We start from the raw sequence: 25,547 nt of genomic DNA, 5'->3' as shown, positions 1-25,547 counted from the left end.
CTCTCTCCTCACGTGTTCTCACCGTGCCGCGGAAGGTGCTCGAAGACCTGCGACACCGCGGCCACGAGGGGCTGTGCGGGCAGGTCCTCCAGCGGTACGGGACGGTCCTGGGCATCGCTCACGGGCAGCCGCCAGTTGGGGTACACCGCGGACGTGCCGGGGATGTTCTGGGACCGGCGGTCGCCGGTCGCGTCGGGCAGCCAGACACCGAGCAGACGCGCCGGCGTCCGGCACAGGAAACGGTGCAGCGCGACCACGTCGTCCTCCGGGCCGGGCAGCAGACCCAGCCGTTCCAGCTCCGCCAGCCAGCCGTCGCGCTCGGCCGTGGCCTCGGCCTTCTCCTCCGCCTCGGGACGGGTGAGCAGGCCGAGGCGGGCGCGCAGCGCGACGTGCTCGCCGCTGAGCCAGGCCGCGGTCGGCGGCAGGTCGTGCGTGGTCAGAGTGGCGAGGCAGTCGCGCCGCCACTGCTCGGGCGGCAGCGGACCGTGCCGGCCCGCCGAGCCACCGAGGTACTCGAAACGCTGCACGGACGTGCCGAGGACGCCCCGCGCGGCGAGGGACTCGCGGACGCCGGCCTCGACCGTGCCGAGGTCCTCGCCGATCACGGCGGCTCCCGCGCGGTGCGCCTCCAGCATCAGCACGCCCAGCATGGCCTCGCCGTCGTAGCGGACGTACGTGCCCTCGGACGGCGGCCGGCCCTCCGGCACCCACCACAGCCGGAACAGGCCCATCACATGGTCCACGCGCAGCGCGCCCGAGTGCCGCAGCCCGGCCCGCAGCAGCGCGGCGAGCGGCCGGTAACCGGCCGCGGCGAGCCCGCCCGGACGCCAGGGCGGCTGCGCCCAGTCCTGGCCGTGCGGGTTGAAGTCGTCCGGAGGCGCGCCGACGCTCATGCCCGGGGCCAGGCAGTCCTGGAGGGCCCAGGCGTCGGCGCCTTCCGGGGCCACTCCGACCGCCAGGTCGTGGATCAGGCCGATCTCCATGCCGGCGCCGGTGGCCGCCGACTGCGCCGCGGCCAGCTGTTCGTCGGTCACCCAGGCGAGCCAGCGGTGGAAGTGCACCTCGGCGGCCAGTTCCTCGCGGGCGCGGGCCACGGCGGACGACCGCGGGTCCCGCAATCCGGCCGGCCAGGAGCGCCAGGCCCCGCCGTGCACGTCCGCCAGCGCGCACCAGGTGGCGAAGTCCGTCAGGTCCTCGCCCTCCCGCGCGGTGAACTCGGCGAACGCGGCGGCCCGCCCGGGAGAGAGCGGCACCTGGTGCACGGCCCGCAGCGCCTCGTGTTTGAGCAGGCGCACCGTCTCCCGGTCGATGAGCAGATCACCGCGCAGCACACCCTCGTTGAGGGCCCGGGCCCGGGCGGCGCACCGGTCGGCGGTACGGCGTGGCTCTCCCGTGAGGTAGGCGTATTCCGGGATCGCCTCCACCCGGACATGCATGGGGTCGGGATACCGGCGGGAACTGGGCCGGTACGGCGACGGGTCCGGCAGCGGACCGGGCTCCATCGCGTGCAGCGGACCGAGCTGTACGAAGTCCGCCCCGAGCGCGCGACCCGACCAGGACGCCAGCTCCGCCAGGTCACCGAGGTCGCCCATGCCCCACGAACGGCGCGAGAGCACCGAGTACAGCTGGACGAGGAATCCCCAGTGCCGCCCCGCCGGCACCGGCAGCCGCTCCGGTACGACGAGCAGCGGCGCGGACTGGCTCCGCCCCGGCGCGCCGACGCGCAGGGTGTGCCGGCCGACGGGCAGGGAACCGGAAAGGGCGGCGGCGCCCCCGTCTTCGAGTTCCACCTCGGCCGTGGCGTTCCCGGGCAGTGTGAGCGGAGGCACGGCGCCGCCGCGTACGACGACGCACTCGGGCAGCAACCGGGCCGCCGTACGCTCGCGGTGGGCGGCGAGGGCGGCGCGGGCCGCCGCATCGGTGGCCGCGTCCACGCCGCAGGCGGCGAGTACGGCCACGAGGGTGTCGGAGGACACCGCCACCCGCCGGCCCCGGTCGGTGGTGTAGGCGGTGGCTATGCGGTGGGCGCGGGCCAACTCGTGCAGCGCGTCGGTCATGACGGCTCCTCCGGTGTGCCGAAGAGGCGTTCCAGGACGACGGCGACGCCGTCCTCGTCGTTGCCGGGCGCGATCTCGTCGGCCATGGCCCGCAGCGCCGGATGGGCGTTGGCCACGGCCACGCCGTGCCCGGCCCAGGCCAAAAGCGGTATGTCGTTGGGCATGTCACCGAAGGCCACGGTCTCGGCCGCGTCGCAGCCGAGCAGTTTCGCCGCCCGTTCCACCCCGGCCGCCTTGGTGGTGCCCGCCGGCAGCACCTCCACCATTCCGCGCACGGAGTGCACCACGGTGACCCGGTCCCCGCACAGCGTCCGCGCCACGGCCTCGACCTCGTCCTCGGGGACGCTCGTGTGGTGCAGGACGAGCTTGTCGATGGGGTCCGTCCACAGCAGGGCGCGGTCGGTGGTGACGTCCCAGCCGTGGCGGACGCGTTCACCGAACCGGGGAGTGACCTTGAAGCGGCTCTCCGGGGGCGCTGTCACGACGCCCAGTTCCAGGGGCCCCAGCGCCGCCTCGACGCGTTCCACCACCTCCCGGGCGAGGTCGAGGTCGAGCGAGGCCGAGCTGAGCAGCCGGTCGGCCCCGGCGTCGTAGAGCTGAGCGCCCTGCCCGCACACGGCGAGCCCCCGGTAGCCGAGTTCGGCCAGGTACTGCTTGCACGCCGAGGCGGGTCTTCCGGTGACCACGAGGTGCCGGGCCCCGGCCTCGGCCGCCCGGGCGAGGGCCCTGCGAGTGCGCGCGGAGACGCTCTGGTCGCTGCGCAGCAGCGTGCCGTCGAGATCGGTGGCCACCAGCCGGAAAGGCGGACGGTCCGCGAGGTCGCCGGCCGGCAGGGTGTCCCAGGTGACCCGTCCGGAGGCCAGGGTCAGCATGACGAGCAGATGGCGTCCGGCCGGCGAGCCGGGCAGGGCGCCCCGGAACACGCCGTCCCCGGCCGGGGCGAGGGCCGTCAGGACCATGCCGCTGTCCGCCGGCACGGCCTCGTCGGAGGCGACGGCCTCCGCGCGCGACTCCAGGCCCGTGGCGGGAGCGACGGCACCGGGCACCGCGATCTCCACGTGCCGCGCGTGCGGATGGCGGTACTCCAGCAGCCGGCCGCCCGCGGTGTCCCGGAGCACCCGGTACCGTCCGCGCACCCGGGCCGCCCAGTCGTCCCGTCCGGCCGCGCGGGCCGTCTCGGCGCACCGGACGAAGTCGGCGCGGGCGTAGGCGGCTTCGAAGAGCCGCTCGTACGCCTGCTCGTCCAGGGCGGCGCAGCGTCCGTAGGCCGCGCTGTCGCCCAGGTCCGCGGCGGACCGGGCGAGGGCCTGCCGGTGCCGGGACCAGGCGGCGGCGGGCAGGCTGTCGAACCAGCCGTACCGGACGGCGTCCTCGGTGGGGAAGGGCCGGGGCCGGTCGCGCAGCAGGTCCGCGAAGGCCGCGAGGCGCCGGTCCGCGCTGCGCGCCCAGGTGAACTGCCGAGCCGTGGACCGTGAGGTGGCCGACAGCCGGGCGTACTCGTCGGGGGCCGTGCGCCGCAGCGCCACGGCCTGGCGTATGCGCTCGGCGAGCGCCGCGGCCAGAGCCGGATCGTCGTCGCGGAACGAGCCGGGCAGCGACAGCCCGGTCGCCCGCGGGTCGTCCACGGGCAGCGCGTGCCCGAAGTGCGCGGTGACGCTCTGCGCGGTCGCGATCGGCACCGCGCCGCACGCCATCGCCTCGGCCTGGGCGATGAGGAAGCCGTCGAGTTCGAACTTGGACGGGAACACACAGAAGTCGGCGCACGCGGCCTGCTCGAACAAGGTGTCCTCGTCGGCCAGGCGCCAGTCCAGGTACACGCGGCCCGGGAACCGGTCGGCGACGCTCTGGAAGTAGGCGTTGGCGGCCGGTGCCGTCCGCCCGGCGCCGCCGTTGGTTGCGAAACGCAGCACGAACACGGCTTCCGTACCGCTCGTCAGGACCTCCTCGACGGCGCGCATCAGCTCCAGCTGCCCCTTGTGGTGCACCGCGTAGCGGGCGGCGTGGTAGAACACCGGCAGCGACGCGTCGAGGCCCAGGCCGCGCAGGACCGCGTCGCGGTCCACGGCCCGCGGGTCCCGTGCCAGCCAGCTGTCGGATATGCCGCAGCCTCCCGTGAAGAGCTTCGGGGCCCGCTCGCGCAGCATCCGCGACACCGGCAGGGTCTGGAACAGCGACTCGAACGGCGTGTCCCGGAAGGTGCTGTAGTGGTCGCGCTGGCCCGGCGAGACGAAGTCGACGAGATCGGCGTGGGCCAGGATCATCGGCAGGAAGGCGATGTGGTCCGGGCCGGTCTCGACGTGCATCCGGGTGCCGGCCAGGACCCGCGCCATGGTCGTCTCCGGGCTGTCCTCGGCGGGCAGCGGCTCCTCGAACGCGTCCAGGCCGGCGTCGACGCCGAACACGTCCAGCAGCCGCTCCACCTGCGGGCGGTACACCGCCTGGGTGACGGGCGCGTTGGCCGCGACCGTGCTCACCGTGCGCAGGGACGGATCGCCGGCGAACAGCGTCGGCAGCAGGTAGTGGTAGTACGGCTCGAAGCCGTGGACCACCGCCTCCTCGCCGCTCAGGTACCGCCGGACGAAGTGGGCGCCCGCGACCTGGAACACCAGTGGCTTGAAGTACGCGAGGTCCCTGCCCTCGGTGCCGGGCGGCGGATACAGCCGGTCGGGAAGCAGATCGAGGAAGGCATCCGAGAGGAAGTACACGTCCACGCCGTCCCTGCGCAGCAGGTGGGCCCGCGTGGTGAGGTCCAGGCCGATCTCGGCCGGGTGGTCCGGCCACACCTTGGGATCCGGCACGAGGGGCACGCGGTGCTCGTGGACGTAGGGGAGTTCCTCGATCGGATGGTCGCGCCGCAGCGTCTCCAGGAGCCCGTGGGCCGGAGTGACCAGCGAGACGCGGTGACCGCGCGCCGCGTACTCCCGCGAGAGGTTCCACACCAGCGGGGACAGCCCGCCGCGCATCAGGCGGTTGTCGAACCCGCCGCACTCGAAGGCGAAGTGAATGACATGCATGGGCGCGTCCCTCACCGGTTCGCCGCGGCGCGCGCGCCGGCCGCGCGCAGCCCCGGCAGGTCGATGAACTCGGTGTGGGTGCCGACGCTCCCGCACACGAAGGCGCCGGCCACCGAACCGCTCAGCACGCACTCCTCCAGCGGACGGCCCTCGAACCAGGAGTGCAGGAACGCGGTGACGAAGGCGTCCCCGGCACCGTTGCTGTCGACCACCGGGCGCTCGGGGCGCACGGCGGGGAAGTGGCGGATCTCCGTGCCGCCGCGCTCCAGCACATGGCAGCCGTCCGCGCCGTCGGTGGCGACCACGAACTCGGCCCGGCCCTCGTCGACGATTCCCCGCAGCACGGTCTCCAGCCGGTCGTGGATCGCCGCCGCGCTCAGGAAGACGTAGTCGGAATTGAGCGCGTAGTGGCGGTGGTGCGGGTTGTGTCCGTCCCAGTCGTGCAGATCGGTGGAGCTGGTCACGCCGAGCCGGTGGACGTCCTCGTACATGTCCTGGTTGTGGCCGATGATCGACAGATGGACGTGCGCCGACCGCTCCAGGAAGGGCAGGTAGAAGTCGCGGGGCAGCCTGAGGCCGGCGGGGTGGCGGCCGTCGTAGAAGGAGAAGCGGCGGCCCCGCGGGTCCACGAGGTTCGCCGAACGCGGGGTGCCGTGCGGCGAGACGAGATGGCTGAAGTCGAGGCCCTCACGGGCGTAGTGCTCCAGCACCATGCGGCCCTGCGGGTCGTCACCGAGGAAGTCGATGAACTTGGTGCGCAGTCCGAGCGCGTGCCAGCCCAGCGCGACGCCGTTGCCGGTGTGCCCGACGTAGTCCTTCAGCGGCTCCACGAAGACCGAGTCGCCCGGCGGTACGCGCAGCTCGTCCACCCGCACGATGGTGTCCACGCCGACCCCGCCGACCACCAGGACGTCGTAGTCGGCCGGCCGCCCGGCGCGGGTGTGGTGTTCGGACAGGGTCATGCGCTCACTCCTTCGGCAACGTGCTGAACGCGTCCGTCCTCCAGGACGACCGCACCGTCGATGTCGGCGCCGGGCGGTATCACCGCGCCGGGCAGCACCACGCTGCGGCGCACCCGGGCACCCGCGCCGACCCGCACACCGGGAAAGAGCACGCTGTCGTGCACGAGTCCGGCGTTGACGAGGTCCGACGGGACCACCGACGTACGTACTCCCGGCGCGTCGGCGACCCAGTGCCGCCCGACCTCCGGCCGCACCGTCCGCGGCATCCGGCCGACGGGCAGGGGCGCCCGCGGGCCGGTGGCGAGGGCCAGGTGGGCGCGGTGGTAGCGCTCGACGGTGCCGATGTCCTCCCAGTGGCCGCGCACCTCGTGGCCGCGGATGTGCTCTCCGGCGGCGAGCATCGCGGGAATCACGTCCCGGCTGATGTCGTGCTGCCAGTCGGTGCCGTCCAGCCGGGTCAGATAGCGGCGCAGCACGGCGGCGTCGAAGACGCAGAACGCGGCGAAGACCAGGTCGGAGGTGGGGTTCTCGGGTTTCTCCGTGAACTCGGTCAGCCGGCCGCCGTCGTCGAAGCGGACCATGCCGAACAGGTGCACCCAGCGCATGTCGATCCGCTGGTAGGCGACGGTCAGCGCCGCGCCGGAGACCCGGTGCGCCTCGACCAGCGGGCCGTAGTCGTAGCGGTAGACGTGGTCCGCGTGCAGCACGAGGACGTCCTCGGTGCCTTCCGTGAAGACGTACTCCGCCTTGCGGATCAGCGCGTCGGCCGTGCCCCGCTCCAGCGGCCAGGTGCGCGGCGGCAGCGCGTCGGGCAGCTCCCGGCCCGTGTAGGCGGCGTCGTAGGGGCCGAAGCGCACCCGGAAGCCGGGCCCGGTGTTCCAGGTCCGGTGCAGGTCGTCCATCAGCAGCCGCTCCTCGTACTGGGAGAGCAGCAGGACCTCCGGCAGGCCCGAGGCGCGGGCGTTGGCCAGGCTGAAGTCGATGAGCCGGCAGGTGCCCCCGTACGGGACCAGCGGCTTGAGCCGTCCGGTGCCGAGCGGGCCCATCCGGCGTCCCTCGCCGCCCGCCAGCAGCACCGCGCGTACCGTGCTCAGATCAGCCATGACGCACCTCGTCCCAGGTCACCCGGCCGGAGGACAGGGTGAGCAGCAGTCGGCCGGCGGCTCCCGGAGCCTCGCCGACGAAGACGCCCGGCGCCGTGCGTTCCAGGGTGCGCACGTCGGGCAGGGCCCGGTCCGGGCCCCGCCGGGGCTCGACGACTTCCACTCGTTCGGCGTGCGGGAGCCGGTACTCCAGCCGTCCGTCACCGAGGACGCGGAAGCGTTCGCGCAGCCGGGCCCTCTCCGCCGCGGGCACCGCTTCGGGGAGCCGGTCGAGGACCCGCTCGCAGGCGGCGAAGTCGGCCCGCTCCCAGGCGGCGCGGAACATCGCCGGCGCGGCGTCCGCATCGAACGGGGCGCGGCGTTCGTACGCGGTGATGTCACCGTGTGCGAGCGCGGCGGCGGTGGTGACCGACGCGTCGGGGAGCAGGTCGAACCAGCCGTGCCGCAACGCCAGTTCGGTGGACAGGACGGCGGGCCGGCCCTCCCACAGACCGGTGAACGCCTCCAGATGCAGATCGGCGCAGTGATCCCAGGTGAAGATCCGGGCGACGGCCGCGGCGCGCTCGGACAGCTCCCGGTAGCGGCCGGGGTCGTCCGACCACAGGGCGGCCGCCTGGCGGATGCGCTCCGCGAGCGCGCCGGTGAGCAGGTCGTCGTCCTCGGCGAAGGAGCGGTTGACCGCGAAGCCGGTGGTGGTCTCGGGGCCGTCGGCGTGCCGGAAGTGCTCCATGCCGCGCTGGTCCGTGGCGATCGGCACCGCGCCCACGGCCATGGCCTCGCCCTGCGCGATCAGGAAGGTGTCCATCTCGAACTTGGAGGGGAACAGGGCGAAGTCGCAGGCGGCGGCGTAGGAGAAGACCTGTGCCTCCTCGACGCGTTCCCACTCCAAGTGCAGCCGGCCCGGATGGCGGGCGGCCACCTCGTGGAAGAACGGGTCGTCGATGCCGTTGCCGGAGATGCAGCGGATGACGAAGACGGCCTCCAGGCCCTCGCTCAGCACCCGGTCCACGGCCCGCATCAGCTCGATCTGGCCCTTGTGGTGCACCGCGTAGCGGGCGTTGTGGAAGAACGCCGGCAGGGCGGGATCGAGGCCGAGGCCGCCGAGCACCTTCTCCCGGTCCACGCCGGCGGGGTCCCAGGCCAGCCACTGGTCGGAGATGGCGCAGCCGCCGACGAACATCTTGTGGGCGTTGCGGCGCACCACGCCGGCGATGGGCAGCCGCCCGAAGAGCGCTTCGAACGGGGTGTCCCGGAAGCCCGCGTAGAAGTCCAGCTGGCCGGGCGAGAGGAAGTCGATCAGGTCGGCGTGCTCGGCGGTCAGCTCGTAGATCGCCACGTGGTCCGGCGGGTAGGTGTAGTGCAGATGGGTGAGCTGCTGGTACTGCACGATCGCCGCGGGCACGTCGGTCTCGGGCTCCGGGCCGGGCAACTCAGCGTCCACGCCGAGAAGTTCGAAGAGGCGCCGCACCTCCGGCGCGTACACCTTCTTCGCGATCGGCATGTTGCTCTGCACGTTGCTGACGACCAGCTTCGTGGGGTCGTCGCGCAGGGCGGCCGGCAGCAGGTAGTGGTAGTACGGCTCGTGCGCGTGGACGATGGCCTTCTCGCCGCCGAACCAGCCGCGCAGGAAGCGCACGCTGTCCACCTGGAACACCAGGGGCTTGAAGAACACCAGGTCCCGGCCCTTGGCGGAGTACGGCGGGTAGAAGGTGTCGGGCAGCCGGTTCAGGTACTCGTTGGCCAGGAAGTACAGGTCCACGCCCTCCAGCCGGATGCGGTGGGCGGTGGTGCGCAGCGCCAGGTCGGCCTGGGCGGGAAAGCCCTGCCAGACCCGGGGGTCGAGGGCCACCGGCAGCGTGTAGGTGTCCTCGTAGGGCAGGTCCTCCACCTCGTAGCGCTGCCGCAGGTCGTCGAGCCGGCCGTGGGCGGGGGTGACGATGGAGACCCGGTGTCCCCGGGCGGCGAAGGCCCTGGACAGGTTCCACAGGTACACGGACGTGCCGCCCTGCAGGAAGGTGTGGTCGAATCCGCAGCACTCGAAGTACGTCTCGATGATGTGCATCCTGGGCGCGTTCACGACGGTCATGTCCTCGCGTGGGTCGTCGGGGCGGGGGAGGCCAGCGCGAGCGCGTGGCGCAGGTCGATCGCGGCGTGGTAGGGGCGGGCGTGGTCGTGGTTGTAGCCCAGCTCGTGCAGGAGCCGGCGCAGGTACAGCAGCCGCCGCAGCGGATCGTCGGTGGCGGGGCCGAGCAGCAGGCGCAGCACGCGCTCGCGCCAGAGGTCGGCGGTGCGGAAGACGCCGTGCAGCACGGCCCGGTCCGCGGGCGGCAGGCCGGGCGCGCCGTCCAGGGAGCCGTACATGGTCTCGGTCGAGTCGATGCCGAGCCTGCGGGCGCTCTCGAAGGCGGCCTCGTCGGCGGCGAAGTACTCCAGCGCGCGGCGCACGGCGACGAGATCCTGCACGGGGGACTGGGCGGCGTACTCGGGGTCGTCCGGTGACAGGACGGGCGTGGACAGGTCGATGACGCTCATGTGCCAGGTGCCGTCGGCCGCGTCGGAGCACAGTAGGTGCGACAGGTGCAGATCGCCGTGGCAGGGGCCGGCGCCGGGAGCCGTCGTCCGGCCGCCGAACTCGGTTTCCAGCAGGTCGAGTTCGGCGGCGAGGGCGCCGAAGGCGGCCTTCCGGGCGGCCTGGGGGAGCGGTGCGTCGTCCCGGGCCAGTTCGGCCAGCCGTGCCGAGGACCGCGCGAGGGCGCCGGCCACGGGGTAGCCGGTGGCGGGAGCGCCCAGGCGTGCCGCCAGGTCGCGGTGGAAGCCGCGCAGGAATCGCCCGGCGGAGTGCAGCCTGCCTTCCAGCGGCAGCAGATGGGCGTGCACGAGCCGTTCCGGTACGGCGCCGCCCGTGAGCCGGGGCCACAGGGAGCGCAGGTTCTCGCGCAACGGCGCGTCGATCCCCTGTCCCGGCGCGTGGCGGTAGAGCACGCCCACGGGGTGCCGGGTTCCGTGCACGGGGTCCGTGTAGGTGTAGTCACCGGCCCACTCGGGTGTGTGCCCGGTGCCGCTCATCAGCCGGAGCAGTTCTGGCTCGTGGACCGCCTCGGCCAGGCGCCGGTAGGTCTTGTGGAGGTACGCGGAGCCGTCGACCTCCACCAGGGACAGTGAGTTGGAGGACCAGCCCTGGTCGAAGGGGAGCCGCCGTACCTCGCCGGCCGGTGCCGACGGCGCCCGGCGGAAGTCGATGTGCCCGCCGCGGGTGGTGCGCAGCCGTGCGCCGGTGAGCACACGGCGCACGGCCGCGAGTCCGTGCGGCCCGTCGGCGCCGGCCGCGGTGAGAGCGCCCGACGGCTCCTTGCGCGCCGTCAGGAAGATCCGTTCACCCGAGGCGGGTCCGCCGACGGCGGCCACCACCAGCAGCAGCTCGCCAAGGCCCAGCTCGGCGTGGTCGAACGCTTCGTACCGGTGGGCGGCGCGCAGGTCGCGCGGCATCCAGGACGCGGTGCGCAGCAGGGGTTCGAGGTCGTCGTCGCGGATCACGTGCGTGCTCAACTCCCGGTCATTTCGTAGGCGTTGACGCCGCGCCGCCAGACGGTCAAGGCGACGGCGAGGGCCGCGGCGGTCACCACCGGCAGCCAGCGCACCAGCCCCGTGGCGCCGGTCAGCAGATAGACGCACGGCACGTACGAGGTGAAGGCGAAGGGGAGCACCCAGGTCAGCACGGCGCGCAGCGAGGGGTGGTAGATGTCCAGCGGATAGGCGGCGAACTCGGACACCTGGTTCGCCGCGTACATCGACGGCAGACTGGTCACCGTCCAGAACGACAGCGAGGCGAACAGGAGTTTCACCGAGGTGTGGATCAGGGCGCCGCACAGCACGAGGAACGGGGCCGCGACCCACTGCACCGCGGTGAGGTGGAGCCCCAGTTCGCTGCCGGACCAGCCCACCAGGACGGCTCCGACGGCGAGTTCGCCGAGGCCGTCGGGATGGAAGAAGCGCTCCGACAGCAGGGAGAACAGCGGGTTCACGGGCCGGATCAGATAGCGGTAGAACTCGCCGCGCTGGACCAGCTTGCGGCCCAGTTCCCACAGCTGGTCGGTGAAGAGGTGGTCCAGGCCGCGCGGCAGCAGCGAGAAGCCGAGCAGGAACAGCACCTCGTGATAGGTCCAGCCGTCCACCGCGGGCACCTGCCGGAAGACCAGGCCCACCACGGCCGTCTGCAGGCCCACGCGGACCAGGAAGGCCCCCGCCCCGAGGGCGAAGTCCAGGCGGTACATGCTCAGCCGGTGCAGTCCGACCCCGCCGAGGAAGAAGGCCAGCCGCACATGGCGCCACACCGTGCCGGTCATCCGCCGAGCACCTCCAGACGGCTCAGCGAGGCCCGCCACAGCACGCCGGCGAGCAGCGTCAGGGCGGCCGCCCAGCCGATCTGCCGGGCCAGCACGTCGAGCGCGCCGGCCGCACCGTCGTACCGGCCGAGCAGCAGGGTGAGCGGTCCGTCGACCATGCCGCGGAAGGGCAGCGCGGACGCCAGCGCCGCCAGCCAGCCCGGCATCAGCGCGAGGGGCACCAGCTGTCCGGCGAAGAAGGCGACCACGCTCTGCTTCACCATCCGCACCCCCCAGGTGTTCGTGGTGACGAAGCCCGTCATCCCGGTCAGCAGGTTCACGAGGAAGGCGAGCAGCACGGACAGCGCGGTGGACACCGCGAACAGCAGCACGTCCACGGGCCGCGGCGCGGTGAGCGGCACGAGCAGCGCGAACAGCACGAGCACGGGGACGCCGACCAGCACGGCGTTGGCCGCGACCACCGGCAGACACGCGAAGAACCGCATCACCGGATAGCTGACCGGCCGCACCAGCATGACGGCGACGTCACCGCGGTAGACCTCGGCGGCGACCTCGTCGTCCACCCGGTTGGCGTGCAGGATCTGGAGCACCTGCGCCACCAGCAGATAGGTGGTGATGCTCTCGGCGGTGAAGCCGCCCGGGCCGCCGCCCGGCGGGGCGTCCGCGTACACCGCCCGCCACAGGAAGACGGTGATCGCCGCGCCGGCGGCGGCCGTGATCCCGGTGGTGACGAAGGTCGAACGGTACTGGAGCAGGGACTGCAGCCCTCCGGTGGCGAACGGCAGATAGCGCCGGGCGCGTGCGGACAGGTGCCGGGGCGTCGGGTTCTCTCGCCGCCGGTGGAGCCGGCCGTTCATGCCGCACCCTCCCGGCGCCCGCCCGGGACCCCGGCGGGCGGGGCCTCGCGGTGCCCGCCGTAGATCCTGCGCAGGACGTCCTCCAGATCGGGTTCCGGCGCGTAGCAGTCCGCCAGGTCGAAGCGTTCGAGCAGGAAGCCGAGCACCTGCCGGGAGGTGAAGCGGTCCGCCGGGTAGTCGACTCTGATCCGGCCGTCCTCGGCGGCCGAGGCGCTCACCCCGGGCAGCCCCCGCTCTATCTCCGCGCGGACGGGCCCGGGATCGGGCCGGCCCCGGTGGTCGAACACGACCGAACGCCGGTCGGCGGTGCGCAGCAGATCCCGGATGCTGCCCTGGTGCACCACCCGTCCCCGGTCCACGACCAGCGCGCTGTCGCAGATGGCGGCGATGTCCGCGATGTCATGGCTGGTGAGGACGACGGTCGTGCCCAGCTCCTCGTGGACGCGGTTGACCAGCTGCCGCACCGCGTCCTTGAGCACCATGTCGAGGCCGATGGTCGGCTCGTCCCAGAAGACGACCGCCGGATCGTGCAGCAGGCTCGCCGCGATCTCGGCCCGCATCCGCTGCCCCAGGCTCAGCTGTCGCACGGGCGTGGTACCGAGGGCGTCGATGTCCAGCAGCTCCCGGTAGAGGGCGAGATTGCGGTGGTACACCGGATCGGGGATGTCGTAGACCCGGCGCAGGATGCGGAACGAGTCCGGCACGGACAGGTCCCACCAGAGCTGACTGCGCTGCCCGAAGACCACTCCGATGCCGCGGGCGTTGGCCTGCCGGTGCCGGTAGGGCTCGATGCCGCGGACCAGACAGCGCCCGCTGGTGGGCGTCATGATGCCGGTCAGCATCTTGATCGTGGTCGACTTGCCCGCCCCGTTCGCGCCGATGTACGCCGTCTTCGCGCCGGCCGGGATCGTGAAGGACACGCCGTCGACCGCGCGGACGAGGCGGTGCTCGCGGGTGAAGAGGGTGGCCAGGCTGCCGGCCAGGCCCGGCTTGCGCTCGGTGAGCCGGAACTCCTTGACGAGGTTCTCCGCGACGATCACGACAGCACCCGTTCCAGGGCCTGTTCGAGCAGCCCCACGCCCTCGTCGAGGAGGGACTCGTCGATGGTGAAGGGCGGTGCCAGCCGCAGGATGTGCCCGCCCAGGGCGACGCGCAGGCCCAGGTCGAGTGCGGCTGTGTACACGGCCCGCGCGAGGTGCGGCGCGGGGGTGCGGCTCTGCCGGTCGGTGACGAACTCCAGCCCGTACAGCAGCCCCAGGCCGCGCACGTCCCCGAGGTTCTCGAAGCGGGCCGCAAGGGCCCTCAGCCGCTCGTGCAGCAGCTCGCCCAGGACCCGGACCCGCTCGATCAGGCGGTCGCGTTCGACGACCTCCAGCGTGGCCCGGGCCGCCGCGATGCCGAGGGGATTGCCCGCGTACGTCGACGCGTAGGCACCGGCCCCGGAGGCCGCCGGATGGTGCATCAGGTCGGCCCGTCCCGCCAGCACGGCGAACGGGAACCCGCTGGCCATCCCCTTGGACAGGGCCACCAGGTCCGGTTCGATCCCGAACTGCTCGCTCGCCAGGAACGTGCCCGTCCGGCCGCCGCCGGTGAGCACCTCGTCGGCCACGAGCAGGACGCCGTTGGACCGGCAGGCCTCGGCGATCTGCTCCCAGTAGCCCGGCGGCGGCACGACGACGCCGGCGGCTCCGAGGACGGGTTCGAAGACCAGCGCCGAGATGTTCGGCTTGTCGGCGATGTGCTTGCGGACGAGCGAGGCGCACCTCAGCCCGCAGGAGGGGTAGGTGAGTTCCAGCGGGCAGCGGTAGCAGTAGGCCGAGTACCCGAGGACGGAGTTCCCGGCGAAGGCCTGGTGGCCCACGTCCCAGTGCACCAGCATCCGCGCGCCCATCGTCTTGCCGTGGAAGCCTCCGCGCAGCGCGCCGACGCGGTTGCGGCCCGGTGCGGCGGTGGCCTGCACCACGCGCAGCGCGGCCTCGACGACCTCCGCACCGGTGGAGAACAGCGCGTACGTGTCCAGCCGTTCCGGCAGCAGCCCGGCCAGCAGCTCCAGCAGGGCGGCCCGGTCGGGCGTCGCCGAGTCGTGTACGTTCCACAGGCGCCGGGCCTGCTCGGTCAGCGCCGCCACGACCTCCGGATGGCCGTGTCCCAGGGACTGGGTCAGGGTGCCCGCCGCGAAGTCCAGGTACTGGTTGCCGTCGAGGTCCGTGAGGACCGGGCCGCGCCCCTCGGCGAAGACCCGGCGGCCGACGGCCGCCTCCTCGGAGGCGCCCGGAGCCAGGTGCCGCGCCTCCCGCTCCAACTGTTCCCGCTGGTGCCGAGCCGTCACCGCTGCCCACCCCCTTCTGTGTGAACTGCTTTGCCGAACATCGCCGTTGGGCGGTGCCGGGAGCGAGTCAAACACCAACGTGGCGCTGTATGCAAGAAGTTGCTGAAAGTTGCTGAACGACCTTGCGCCCACTGTGCGGTCTCTGCTTGAGTCGTGGACAGTTCCACCGGTGACACCGAGACTCTCGCTCAAGGAGACATCCGTGAGACCACAGATCCAGTCCCCGCCGCGACACCGGTGCCCGGCATGAAAGCCCTGGTCCTGGCGGGTGGCACCGGCAGCCGGCTGCGGCCGTTCACCCACACGAGCGCCAAGCAGCTCCTCCCCATCGCCAACAGACCGGTGGTGCACTACGCCCTCCAGGCGATAGCCGACGCCGGCATCGAAGAGGTGGGCGTGGTGGTCGGCCACCACGGGGACGACATCCGCCGCGCGGTCGGCGACGGCTCGGCCTTCGGGCTGGACATCGCCTACCTGAACCAGTCCCGGCCCCTGGGCCTGGCCCACGCGGTGGCGGTCGCCCGCACCTTCCTCGCGGACGACGACTTCCTGCTGTACCTCGGGGACAACCACCTGGAGGACGGCGTGACGGGCTTCGTCCGGCGCGCCGCCGCACACCGGGACGCCGCCCGCCTGCTGCTCACCCCCGTGCCCGACCCCACCGCCTTCGGCGTCGCCGAAGTCGACGACGACGGAACGGTGCGAGGGCTGGAGGAGAAACCGGAACACCCCCGCAGCGACCTCGCCCTGGTCGGCGTCTATGCCTTCACCCCGGCCGTGCACGAGGCGGTGCGCGCCATCCGTCCCTCCGGGCGCGGCGAGCTGGAGATCACCCACGCGGTGCAGTGGATGATCGACCGCGGACTGCCGGTGCGCGCGGAGACGACCACCCGGCCGTGGCGCGACACCGGCAGCGTCGACGACCTGCTGGAGGCCAACCGGCACGTCCTGGACCGGATGGAGGGGCGCGTCGACGGCAAGGTCGATCCGCACAGCGTCCTGGTGGGCCGGGTCCGCATCGAGGACGGGGCCGTGGTGAGAGGATCGCGGATCGTCGGACCCGTGGTCGTCGGGGCGGGTGCCGTCATCAACAACTCCAGCGTCGGCCCGTACACCGCCATCGCCGAGGACTGCCGCGTCGAGGACAGCGCGATCGAGTTCTCGGTGCTCCTCCGGGGCGCCTGCGTGGAGGGGGCCGCACGGATCGAGCGGTCGCTCATCGGCCGGGAGGCCGTGGTGACCGCCGCGCCCCGCCCGCCCCAGGCCCACCGTCTCGTCCTCGGCGACCACAGCAAGGTGCAGCTCACCTCATGACGTCACGCATCCTCGTCACCGGCGGAGCCGGCTTCATCGGATCCGCCTACGTCCGCGCGCTGCTCGGCCCCGCGGGGCCGTCCGGCGTCGCGGTCACGGTCCTGGACAAACTCACCTACGCGGGCAGCCTCGCCCGCCTCGACCCGGTCCGCGGCCACCCCGGCCTGACCTTCGTGCACGGCGACGTCTGCGACACCGCGACGGTGCGCCGGCTGGCGGCCGGGCACGACGAGATCGTGCACTTCGCGGCGGAGTCGCACGTCGACCGCTCCATCGAGGACGGCACCGGCTTCACCCACACCAACGTGATGGGCACCCACACCCTGCTGGACGCCGCGCTGCGGCACGGGGTGCGCACCTTCGTGCAGATCTCCACCGACGAGGTCTACGGCTCGATACCCCAGGGTGCCGCACGCGAGGAGGACCAGCTGCGGCCCAGCTCGCCGTACGCGGCGTCGAAGGCGGCGGCCGACCTCGTGGCCCTGGCCCACCACCACACCCACGGCCTGGACGTCCGGGTGACCCGCTGCTCCAACAACTTCGGCCCCTACCAGCATCCGGAGAAGGTCATCCCGCGCTTCGTCGCCACCCTGCTGACCGGCGGTGACCTGCCGGTGTACGGCGACGGGCGGCAGGTGCGCGACTGGTTGCACGTCGACGACCACGTCAGGGCGGTGGAGCTGGTGCGCACGGCGGGACGGCCGGGGCAGACGTACAACATCGGTGGTGGCACCTCGCTGACCAATATGGACCTCGCGCACCGCCTGCTCCGCTGGTGCGGAGCAGGCCCGGAGCGCATCACGCACGTCGAGGACCGCAAGGGCCACGACCGCCGGTACGCGGTGGACCACGGCAAGATCACCGCCGAGCTGGGATACCGGCCCCAGGTCGGCTTCGAGGCCGCGCTGGCCGCCACGGTGGACTGGTACCGGAGTCATCGATCCTGGTGGGGACCCCTGCTGGAGTCCGTCTGACGGAGGCGGGGCCCGCGAAGGGTTCCGCCCGGCTCGGCCCGGGGTGCGTGCGCCGCCGTCGTGCGGCTCCGGCCCGCACGGCCGGGCGCGTCGGGGACACACCGGGTGCGAACCCCGCGGCCGCGGGCCGGAGTTCGTCGAACGTAACACTCTGAAAACCTTTGCGAAAGGCTTTGCGCGCAGCTCCTTCAACTATTTCCTGCTCAACTGCTATTTCTGCGCAAGGGGTTGACCTGCGGTAAGCGGCGCCGTACGGTCTCGACCGCAATTTCTTGCAGCAAGAACCAGTGAACGGCCTTACCTGGCATGGCGCGTTGTCAACCAAGGCTGACTCCGGTATCACCCCACTTCCCCACTGGAGCAACCATGGCCAGAAAGACCGTGGCCGCTGTACTCGCCGCCCTGGCGGGAGCCGCTGTGGCCGTCACGGCACCGACGCCGGCGCAGGCGAGCGCGCCCGGCGGCAAGGACGTCACCGCGGTGATGTTCGAATGGAACTTCAAGTCCGTCGCCAAGGCGTGCACGGACCAGCTGGGCCCCGACGGGTACGGCTATGTCCAGGTCTCCCCGCCGAACGAACACATCCAGGGCACCCCCTGGTGGACGGCCTACCAGCCCGTCAGCTACAAGATCGGCACGAAGCTGGGCAACCGCTCGGACTTCAAGGCCATGGTCGACACCTGTCACGCGGCGGGCGTCAAGGTGGTCGCCGACACGGTGATCAACCACATGGCGAACTCCTCCGGTACGGGCTCCGCCGGGTCGACGTTCAGCAAGTACGACTACCCGGGCACGTACTCCGCGGCCGACATGGACGACTGCACCACGAGCATCAGCAACTACGCCGACCGCTGGAACGTCCAGCACTGCGAGATGGGCGGCCTGCCCGACCTCGACACCGGCGAGGAGTACGTCCGCAAGACCATCGCGGGCTACATGAACGACCTGCTCTCCCTCGGCGTCGACGGCTTCCGCATCGACGCCGCCAAGCACATCCCCGAGGAAGACCTCACCAACATCAAGTCCCGCCTGTCCAACCCCGGCGTGTACTGGAACCAGGAGACGATCGGCGCCGCCGGTGAGGCGGTCCAGCCGCCCGAGTTCTACAACACGGGCGACGTCCAGGAGTTCCGCTACGCCTACGACCTCAAGCGGGTCTTCAACAACGAGAAGCTCGCCGAGCTGAAGAACTTCGGCGAGGCGTGGGGCTACGTCTCCAGCGGCAAGGCGTCCGTCTTCGTCACCAACCACGACACCGAACGCAACGGAGGCAGCCTCACCTACAAGGACGGCTCCAACTACACCCTCGCGCACGTCTTCATGCTGGCGTGGCCCTACGGCTCACCCGCGGTGCACTCCGGCTACGAGTTCAGCGACAAGGACGCCGGCGGCCCCAACAACGGCCAGGTCAACGCCTGTTACACCGAAGGCTGGAAGTGCCAGCACGCCTGGCGCGAGATAACGGGCATGGTCAAGTTCCGCAACACGGCCGCCGGCGCCGCGGTGACCGACTGGTGGGACAACGGCAACAACCAGATCGCCTTCGGCCGCGGCGCCAAGGCGTACGTCGTCATCAACCACGAGGGTTCCACCCTCAGCCGCACCTTCCAGACCTCCCTGCCCGCCGGCGGTTACTGCGACGTGCAGAGCGGCAAGGCCGTGACCGTCGACTCGTCCGGCCGGTTCACGGCGAGCCTGGGCGCCAACTCCGCCCTCGCCCTGCACGTCGGGGCGAAGAACTGCGACACCACCGTCGACCCCGATCCCGAACCCGCGACCGGGGCCTCGTTCAACGTCAACGCCACCACCCAGTGGGGCCAGAACGTCTACGTCGTCGGCGGCACCTCCGCCCTCGGCAACTGGAACACCTCCAACGCCCTCAAGCTGGACCCCGCGAGCTACCCCGTCTGGAAGCTCGAGCAGTCCCTGCCCGCGGGCACCTCGTTCGAGTACAAGTACCTCCGCAAGGACGCCGGCGGCAACGTCACCTGGGAGAGCGGCTCCAACCGGACGGCCACCGTGCCGTCCAGCGGTGTGGTCACGCTGAACGACACCTGGCGCAACTGACCGCACCACCCGGAGACGAACGCCGATCACCGCGGTACGAACGGCGCTCACCGGCAACGACCGCCCGGCCCGCGCAACCGGTGCCGGGCGGTCCCGCGCTCCGCCGCACGGCGACGCCCCGTCCTTGCCCGCGACCGACACCCCGAGGAGATGCGTCACGTGGTCGGCAGACCCAGACACCACGCAACCGTCCTGGCCATCGCGCTGTGCGCAGCCGTACTGCCACCGCTGACGACCCCGGCGACGGCCGCCGGGCCACCCCCGCCGCCGACGGACGCACGGCTCGCGCACCTCCCGGCCCGTCCGGCGGCGAGCCGCGAACAGTTCTACCTGCTGCTGCCCGACCGGTTCGCCAACGGCTCCGCCGCCAACGACCGGGGCGGACTGACCGGCGACCGCGCCACCACCGGCTACGACCCGACCGACAAGGACTTCTTCCAGGGCGGCGACCTCAGAGGCGCCATCGACCACCTGGACTACATCAAGGGCCTCGGCACCACCGCCATCTGGCTCGCACCGGTGTTCAAGAACAAGCCCGTGACGGTGCGCGACGGCAGGGCGACCGCCAACTACCACGGCTACGCCATCACCGACTTCACCCGGGTCGACCCGCACTTCGGCACCGAGGCCGACCTCTCCGAGCTGATCGACAAGGCCCACGCCAAGGGCATGAAGGTCTTCTTCGACGTCATCACCAACCACACCGCGGACACCATCGACTACGCCGAGGAACGGTACGGATACCGCAGCAAGGGCGCCTACCCCTACCTCGACACCGAGGGCCGCCCCTTCGACGACACCACCGGCATGCGCCCGGCGGACGCGGACGGCGCCCCGTACACCCCGCGCGTCTCCGCCGACCCGCGGGACCGCAAGGTGCCCGACTGGCTGAACGACCCCTCCATGTACCACAACCGCGGCAACTCCACCTTCGCCGGCGAGAGCGCGCTGGACGGCGACTTCATGGGCATGGACGACCTGTGGACCGAACGGCCGGAGGTGGTCCGGGGCATGGAGGAGATCTACGAGAAGTGGGTCGACGACTTCCGGGTGGACGGCTTCCGGGTCGACACCGCCAAGAACGTCGACATGGCCTTCTGGACCCAGTGGGCCACCGCACTCGACCGCTACGCGGCACGGCACGGACGCCGGGACTTCTTCCTCTTCGCCGAGGCGTTCTCCGCCGACGCGTCCATCACCGCCCCCTACGTCACCCAGGGCCGGCTCGACGCCACGCTCGACTTCCCGTTCCAGGCCGCCGCCCGCAACTTCGCCTCACGCGGCGGCCCCGCGGACGACCTCGCCCACGTCTTCGCGCAGGACTACCGCTACACCACCGGCAAGACCAACGCCTACAGCCAGGTCACCTTCCTCGGCAGCCACGACATGGGGCGCATCGGCACCTTCATCGCCCAGGACCACCCCGGCGCGGACGACGCCGAACTCCTGCGCCGCGACCGCCTGGCCCATGAGCTGATGTTCCTCTCCCGCGGCAACCCGGTCGTCTACTCCGGCGACGAGCAGGGCTTCACCGGCGCCGGCGGGGACGTGGCCGCCCGCCAGACCCTGTTCGCCTCGAAGGTGCCGGACTACCTGGACGACGACGAGATCGGCACCGGCCGCACGGCGGCCTCCGACGCGTACGACACCTCCCACCCCCTCTACCGCGCGATAGCCGCCCTCTCCCGGCTCACCCGGCACCATCCCGCCCTGCGCGACGGCGTCCAGACCGAGCGCTACGCACAGGACTCCGTCTACGCCTTCACCCGCACCGACGTCCGCGAAGGACGCGACTACCTGGTGGCCTTCAACAACGCCACCGAGGACCGGACCGTCACCCTGCCGGCCGGCTCGCCGGACACGCCCTACCGCGCGCTGTACGGCGCCACCGGCGGCGTCCGCGCCGACGCCGCCGGAAAGATCACCGTGACCGTCCCGGCCCTGTCGTCCGTCGTGTACCACGCGACCCGGCCACCGCGCGCCTCGACGGCCGGACCGGCGCTCGCGCTCACCGCCCCGGACGCGGGCGCCCACGGAACCGTGGAGATCTCCGCCGACGTCACGGGCGGCGGATACCAGCGGGTCGTCTTCGCCGCCCAGACCGGCGACGGCCCGTGGCAGACGCTCGGCACCGCCGACCACGCGCCCTACCGCGTCACCCAGACCATCGGCCCGGCCGTCCCCGCGGGAACGCCGCTGCGGTACAAGGCGGTCGTCGTCGACCGGACCGGCCGGACCGCCGGCGACCTCGCCACCACGACCGCGGGCCGGGCGGCGGCGGTTCCCGTACCGACGGCGGCACGCCACTGGGCCGTCGTCCACCACCGGCGGCCCGACGGCGACTACGACGGCCTGCTGCTGCGCACGGCCGACGGCCGGACCGCCGCCTTCACCGGCCGCGACGCCTACGGAGCGTTCGCCTGGCTGGCCCCGGCCGAAGGCACCACCGGCATCCCCTTCACCGTGGAGAAGGACGGAGTCGCCGACGGCCCCGCGCGCACGCTGGACTTCGCCGCGACACCCGAGGTGTGGACCGAGCAGGGCAGCGACGCGGTGACGGGCACCAGACCCGCGGACGCCTACCCCGCCCAGGACCCGGCGAAGGCGGTCGTCCACTACCACCGCCCCGACGGCGACTACGACGGCTGGGGCCTGCACGCCTGGACGGGAGCCGCCCGTCCGCCGGAGTGGAACGACCCCGTCCGCCCGGTGGGCCGGGACTCCTTCGGCCTGGTCTTCGAGGTCCCGCTGGCCGATCACGCGGACTCTCTCAGCTACATCCTGCACAAGAAGGAGGAGAAGGACATCTCCTCCGACGAGACCCTCGACTTCTCCCTCTACGGCCACGAGGTGTGGCGCGTGGCCGGGGACGGCGCCTACCTCACCCCCACCCTCGGCGGCGCCTTCGGCCTGGACCTCGGCACGTCGGCCGCGACCTGGCTGGACGACACCACCGTCGTATGGCGCGGGACCGGAGCCGGGGTCGCCAGCCAGCAGCTCGTGTACGCACCCGACGGCGGTATCCGTCTGGCGAACGGTTCCCTGTCGGACGAGGGGCACTGGCTGCGCCTGGTCCCCGCGCGGCTGACCGACGCGCAACGGTCCGCCCATCCGCGCTTCGCGGATTACCAGGCCTTCACCGTCGACGCACGAGACCGCGACCGGATCGCCGAGGCCCGGGCGAGCCGCCAGCTGATCGCCACCCAGCGAGGACAGGACGGGGCGCTGCTCGGCGCGACGACCGTGCACCTGCCACCGGGCTGACCTCCCCAGCACACACCGTACGAGAGGAAAGAGCCGCACCGTGATCCCAGCACCCACCGCCCGCGGCAACCCGGGCGGACCACCGGCCCGCCCGCGCGGCCGGAGACTCCCGGCCGCCGTCACCCGCGCCGCCACCGTGGCCGTCACCGCCGCGCTGCTCGCCACGGCCCCGTACGCCGCCCAGCCGGCCGGCGCCACGGACCGCCCGCCCGCCCCGCCGTCCGACGCCCGGCTCGCCGCGGTGACGGCCCGGCACGACCTGACCCGCGAGCAGTTCTACTTCCTCCTCCCCGACCGCTTCGCCAACGGCTCCGCCGGCAACGACCGGGGCGGACTGGCCGGCGACCGCACCGGCACCGGCTACGACCCGACCGACAAGGGCTTCTACCAAGGCGGTGACCTGAAGGGACTCATCAGCAAGCTGGACTACGTCAAGGGGCTCGGCACCACCGCGATCTGGCTGGCCCCGATCTTCAAGAACAAGCCCGTGCAGGGCAACGGCGAGAGCGCCGGCTACCACGGTTACTGGATCACCGACTTCACCCGTGTCGACCCGCACTTCGGCACCAACGCGGACCTCGCCGAACTCATCCGCAAGGCCCACGCCAAGGGGATGAAGGTCTTCTTCGACGTCATCACCAACCACACGGCCGACACCGTCACCAACACCGAGAAGACGTTCGCGTACCGCGGCAAGGGCGCCTACCCGTACCTGGACACCGAAGGCCGTCCCTTCGACGACAGCAAGGGCATGCGGAAGGTCGACGCCCGAAGCTTCCCCTACACACCACAGGTCGCCCCGTCCGAACGCAACGCCAAGGTCCCCGCCTGGCTCAACGACCCCACCATGTACCACAACCGGGGCGACTCCACCTTCGCCGGCGAGAGCACCCTCTACGGCGACCACACCGGTCTGGACGACCTGTGGACCGAGCGCCCCGAAGTCGTGCGCGGCATGGAGGAGATCTACGAGAAGTGGGTCGACGAGTTCCGCGTCGACGGCTTCCGCGTCGACACCGTCCGCAACGTCGACATGGCCTTCTGGACCCAGTGGGCGACGGCACTCGACGCCTATGCGGCCAAGAAGGGCCGCGAGGACTTCTTCGTCTTCGGCGAGACACTGTCCTCCGACCCGGCCGTCACCTCGCCGTACGTCCGCCAGGGCCGCCTCGACGCGACACTCGACTTCCCGCTCCAGGACGCCATCCGCCAGTACGCCTCCCAGGGCCGGACGGCCGACCGGCTCGCCGACGTCTTCGCGCAGGACTACCGCTACACCACCGACAAGGCGAACGCCTACGAACAGGTGACCTTCCTCGGCAACCACGACATGGGCCGCATCGGCGGCTTCCTGCTCAAGGACAACCCGAAGGCCGACGATGCCGAACTCCTGCGCCGCGACCGCTTCGCCCATGAGCTGATGTTCCTCTCCCGCGGCAACCCGGTCGTCTACTCCGGCGACGAGCAGGGCTTCACCGGCGCCGGCGGCGACAAGGACGCCCGCCAGACCCTGTTCGCCTCGAAGGTGCCGGACTACCTGGACGACGACGAGATCGGCACCGGCCGCACGGCCGCCTCCGACGCGTACGACACCTCCCACCCCCTCTACCGCGCGATAGCCGACCTCTCCCGGCTCACCCGGCGCCACCCCGCCCTGCGCGACGGCGTCCAGACCGAGCGCTACGCACAAGGCTCCGTCTACGCCTTCACCCGCACCGACACCCACCGGCGCGACCACTACCTGGTCGCCTCCAACAACGCCACCCAGGCACGGACCGTGCGCATCCCCACGGGCTACGCCCGGATGGCCTACCGGGGCCTGTACGGCACCACCGGCACGGTGACCAGCGGCGCCGACACCCGTGTGACCGTCACCATTCCGCCGCTGTCGTCCGTGGTGCTGGAGGCGGCGCGGCGGCCCGGCACGCCGGCCACCCGGCCGGTCCTGGAACTCACGGCCCCCTCGGCGGGCGCCACCGCAGACGTCGACATCTCCGCCGACGTCAGCGGCGGCGGCCTCGACCGCGTCGTCTTCGCCGCCCAGATCGGCGACGGCCCGTGGCAGACGCTCGGCACCGCCGACCACGCCCCGTACAAGGTCACACAGCACCTGCCCGACACCGTCGAGCCGGGCACCTCCTTGCGCTACAAGGCCGTGGCCGTCGACCTCGCGGGCCGCACCGCGAGCGACCTCGCCACGACCACGGCCGGCCGGCCGGCGACGCCCAGGCCGCCGAGCGCCCTGAACCGCGCCTACGCCGTCGTGCACTACCAGCGCCCGGACGCCGACTACACCGGCCGGCACCTCGAATCCGCCGGGCAGTCGGCCGAGTTCACCGGGCGGGACGCCTACGGGGCGTTCGCCTGGGTCAAGTTGGAGGACGGCGCGCGGAGCCTGACGTACACGGTCACCGGCGACGGCACCGCGGACGGCCCGCAGCGCACCATCGACCTGGACAAGACGGGCGAGGTCTGGATCCGGCAGGGGGACGACGGCCAGTCGGACACGGCACCGCACGGCGCCTACCCGGCTCCCGACCCGGCCAAGGCCGTGATCCACTACCACCGGGCCGACGGTGACTACGACGGCTGGGGCCTGCACACCTGGACCGGCGCCAAACGCCCCACGGACTGGTCGGCGCCGCTCACCCCGACCGGCAGGGACGCCTTCGGCGTGACCTTCGAGGTGCCGCTCGCCGACGGCGCGACCTCGCTCAGCTACATCGTCCACAAGGGCGACGAGAAGGACATCTCCGCCGACCGTTCGCTGGACTTCGCCACCTACGGCAAGGAGACCTGGCTGATCGGCGGCGACAGCGACTACCTGCTGCCGACGGTGGGCGGCGCACCCGACCTGGACCTCGGCACGGCCAAGGCACGGTGGATCGACACGGACACGCTCGTGTGGAAGGTGAAGACCACCGACGCCACCAGCCAGCAGCTCGTGTACGCCCCTGACGGAGGCATCACCGTCAAGGACGGCGCGCTGTCCGACGAGGGACACTGGCTCCGGCTGCTCCCGTCGAAGCTCACGGACGCGCAGAAGTCGGCGCATCCGGAGCTGGCGGACGATCCGGCGTTCACGGTCGATCCCCGCGACCGCGACCGTGTTCCGGCTGCTCTGCGCGCCCAGCTCATCGCCACACAGCGGGCCGCCAACGGCGCGCTGCTCGCCGCCACCGGAGTCCGCCTTTCCTGACACACCACGACCGAAGGGTGCCCCTCGCCGAGCGAGGGGCACCCTTCGTGTGTGCGGGGAACGC

The 25,547-nt window shown here is 72.2% G+C and carries 13 protein-coding genes and 2 pseudogenes; 5 read left to right on the top strand and 10 right to left on the bottom strand.

The features are described from left to right. Positions 1 to 8 precede the first annotated feature (8 nt). From malQ to SCK26_RS01910, 10 genes are read right to left on the bottom strand one after another with little or no spacing between them, the layout of a single operon-like run. Positions 9 to 2,057, bottom strand: a complete 2,049-nt coding sequence (gene malQ / locus SCK26_RS01955) for a 4-alpha-glucanotransferase (protein ID WP_318199469.1) — start codon at positions 2,055 to 2,057, stop codon at positions 9 to 11. Further along, positions 2,054 to 5,071, bottom strand: a complete 3,018-nt coding sequence (locus SCK26_RS01950) for a Cof-type HAD-IIB family hydrolase (protein ID WP_318199468.1) — start codon at positions 5,069 to 5,071, stop codon at positions 2,054 to 2,056. Before SCK26_RS01950 ends, malQ begins: the two co-directional genes overlap by 4 nt. An 11-nt stretch (positions 5,072 to 5,082) precedes the next feature. Beyond that, on the bottom strand, positions 5,083 to 6,033 hold the full coding sequence (locus SCK26_RS01945; RefSeq protein ID WP_318199467.1) for a carbohydrate kinase family protein: 951 nt from the start codon (positions 6,031 to 6,033) through the stop codon (positions 5,083 to 5,085). Continuing rightward, entirely contained in the window at positions 6,030 to 7,136 is a 1,107-nt protein-coding gene (locus tag SCK26_RS01940; protein WP_318199466.1) for a sugar phosphate nucleotidyltransferase, read from the bottom strand. The genes SCK26_RS01945 and SCK26_RS01940 overlap by 4 nt, the downstream gene beginning before the upstream one ends. Next, the gene (locus SCK26_RS01935) at positions 7,129 to 9,222 is read right to left on the bottom strand and encodes a glycogen/starch synthase (protein WP_318199465.1); all 2,094 of its coding nucleotides are present in this window, start codon (positions 9,220 to 9,222) and stop codon (positions 7,129 to 7,131) included. Before SCK26_RS01935 ends, SCK26_RS01940 begins: the two co-directional genes overlap by 8 nt. Further along, complete coding sequence (locus tag SCK26_RS01930) at positions 9,219 to 10,682, bottom strand: hypothetical protein (protein ID WP_318199464.1); 1,464 nt, start codon at positions 10,680 to 10,682, stop codon at positions 9,219 to 9,221. The genes SCK26_RS01935 and SCK26_RS01930 overlap by 4 nt, the downstream gene beginning before the upstream one ends. Then, positions 10,679 to 11,479 carry an ABC transporter permease gene (locus SCK26_RS01925; RefSeq protein WP_318199463.1) on the bottom strand — a complete coding sequence of 267 codons (801 nt, stop codon included), beginning with the start codon at positions 11,477 to 11,479 and terminating at the stop codon, positions 10,679 to 10,681. The genes SCK26_RS01930 and SCK26_RS01925 overlap by 4 nt, the downstream gene beginning before the upstream one ends. Continuing rightward, positions 11,476 to 12,336, bottom strand: a complete 861-nt coding sequence (locus SCK26_RS01920; protein WP_318199462.1) for an ABC transporter permease — start codon at positions 12,334 to 12,336, stop codon at positions 11,476 to 11,478. The genes SCK26_RS01925 and SCK26_RS01920 overlap by 4 nt, the downstream gene beginning before the upstream one ends. Beyond that, on the bottom strand, positions 12,333 to 13,376 hold the full coding sequence (locus SCK26_RS01915; protein ID WP_318199461.1) for an ATP-binding cassette domain-containing protein: 1,044 nt from the start codon (positions 13,374 to 13,376) through the stop codon (positions 12,333 to 12,335). Before SCK26_RS01915 ends, SCK26_RS01920 begins: the two co-directional genes overlap by 4 nt. After that, on the bottom strand, positions 13,373 to 14,665 hold the full coding sequence (locus tag SCK26_RS01910; RefSeq protein WP_318199460.1) for an aspartate aminotransferase family protein: 1,293 nt from the start codon (positions 14,663 to 14,665) through the stop codon (positions 13,373 to 13,375). Before SCK26_RS01910 ends, SCK26_RS01915 begins: the two co-directional genes overlap by 4 nt. A 246-nt stretch (positions 14,666 to 14,911) precedes the next feature. Here SCK26_RS01910 and SCK26_RS01905 point away from each other — a divergent pair, with 246 nt between their 5' ends. The 5 genes and pseudogenes from SCK26_RS01905 to SCK26_RS01885 all read left to right on the top strand — a co-directional run. Further along, positions 14,912 to 15,979, top strand: a complete 1,068-nt coding sequence (locus SCK26_RS01905) for a glucose-1-phosphate thymidylyltransferase (RefSeq protein WP_318199459.1) — start codon at positions 14,912 to 14,914, stop codon at positions 15,977 to 15,979. Continuing rightward, on the top strand, positions 15,976 to 16,953 hold the full coding sequence (gene rfbB, locus SCK26_RS01900; RefSeq protein ID WP_318199458.1) for a dTDP-glucose 4,6-dehydratase: 978 nt from the start codon (positions 15,976 to 15,978) through the stop codon (positions 16,951 to 16,953). Before SCK26_RS01905 ends, rfbB begins: the two co-directional genes overlap by 4 nt. 366 nt (positions 16,954 to 17,319) lie before the next feature. Beyond that, on the top strand, positions 17,320 to 19,020 hold the full coding sequence (locus tag SCK26_RS01895; protein WP_318199457.1) for a carbohydrate-binding module family 20 domain-containing protein: 1,701 nt from the start codon (positions 17,320 to 17,322) through the stop codon (positions 19,018 to 19,020). A gap of 150 nt (positions 19,021 to 19,170) precedes the next feature. Then, positions 19,171 to 22,266 (top strand): annotated as a pseudogene (locus tag SCK26_RS01890) (alpha-amylase family glycosyl hydrolase); the annotation flags it as partial. A gap of 154 nt (positions 22,267 to 22,420) precedes the next feature. Then, positions 22,421 to 25,474, top strand: a pseudogene (locus SCK26_RS01885) (alpha-amylase family glycosyl hydrolase); the annotation flags it as partial. Positions 25,475 to 25,547 lie beyond the last annotated feature (73 nt).

It is taken from the genome of Streptomyces sp. SCL15-4, assembly GCF_033366695.1.
Classification (GTDB): domain Bacteria; phylum Actinomycetota; class Actinomycetes; order Streptomycetales; family Streptomycetaceae; genus Streptomyces.
This window is presented reverse-complemented; position numbering and strand designations above follow the sequence as displayed.

Excerpts from the sequence above, each read along its gene's own strand:
- malQ (WP_318199469.1), bottom strand. The coding sequence starts at position 2,057 with ATGACCGACGCGCTGCACGAGTTGGCCCGCGCCCACCGCATAGCCACC.
- SCK26_RS01950 (WP_318199468.1), bottom strand. The coding sequence starts at position 5,071 with ATGCATGTCATTCACTTCGCCTTCGAGTGCGGCGGGTTCGACAACCGC.
- SCK26_RS01945 (WP_318199467.1), bottom strand. The coding sequence starts at position 6,033 with ATGACCCTGTCCGAACACCACACCCGCGCCGGGCGGCCGGCCGACTAC.
- SCK26_RS01940 (WP_318199466.1), bottom strand. The coding sequence starts at position 7,136 with ATGGCTGATCTGAGCACGGTACGCGCGGTGCTGCTGGCGGGCGGCGAG.
- SCK26_RS01935 (WP_318199465.1), bottom strand. The coding sequence starts at position 9,222 with ATGACCGTCGTGAACGCGCCCAGGATGCACATCATCGAGACGTACTTC.
- SCK26_RS01925 (WP_318199463.1), bottom strand. The coding sequence starts at position 11,479 with ATGACCGGCACGGTGTGGCGCCATGTGCGGCTGGCCTTCTTCCTCGGC.
- SCK26_RS01920 (WP_318199462.1), bottom strand. The coding sequence starts at position 12,336 with ATGAACGGCCGGCTCCACCGGCGGCGAGAGAACCCGACGCCCCGGCAC.
- SCK26_RS01905 (WP_318199459.1), top strand. The coding sequence starts at position 14,912 with ATGAAAGCCCTGGTCCTGGCGGGTGGCACCGGCAGCCGGCTGCGGCCG.
- rfbB (WP_318199458.1), top strand. The coding sequence starts at position 15,976 with ATGACGTCACGCATCCTCGTCACCGGCGGAGCCGGCTTCATCGGATCC.
- SCK26_RS01895 (WP_318199457.1), top strand. The coding sequence starts at position 17,320 with ATGGCCAGAAAGACCGTGGCCGCTGTACTCGCCGCCCTGGCGGGAGCC.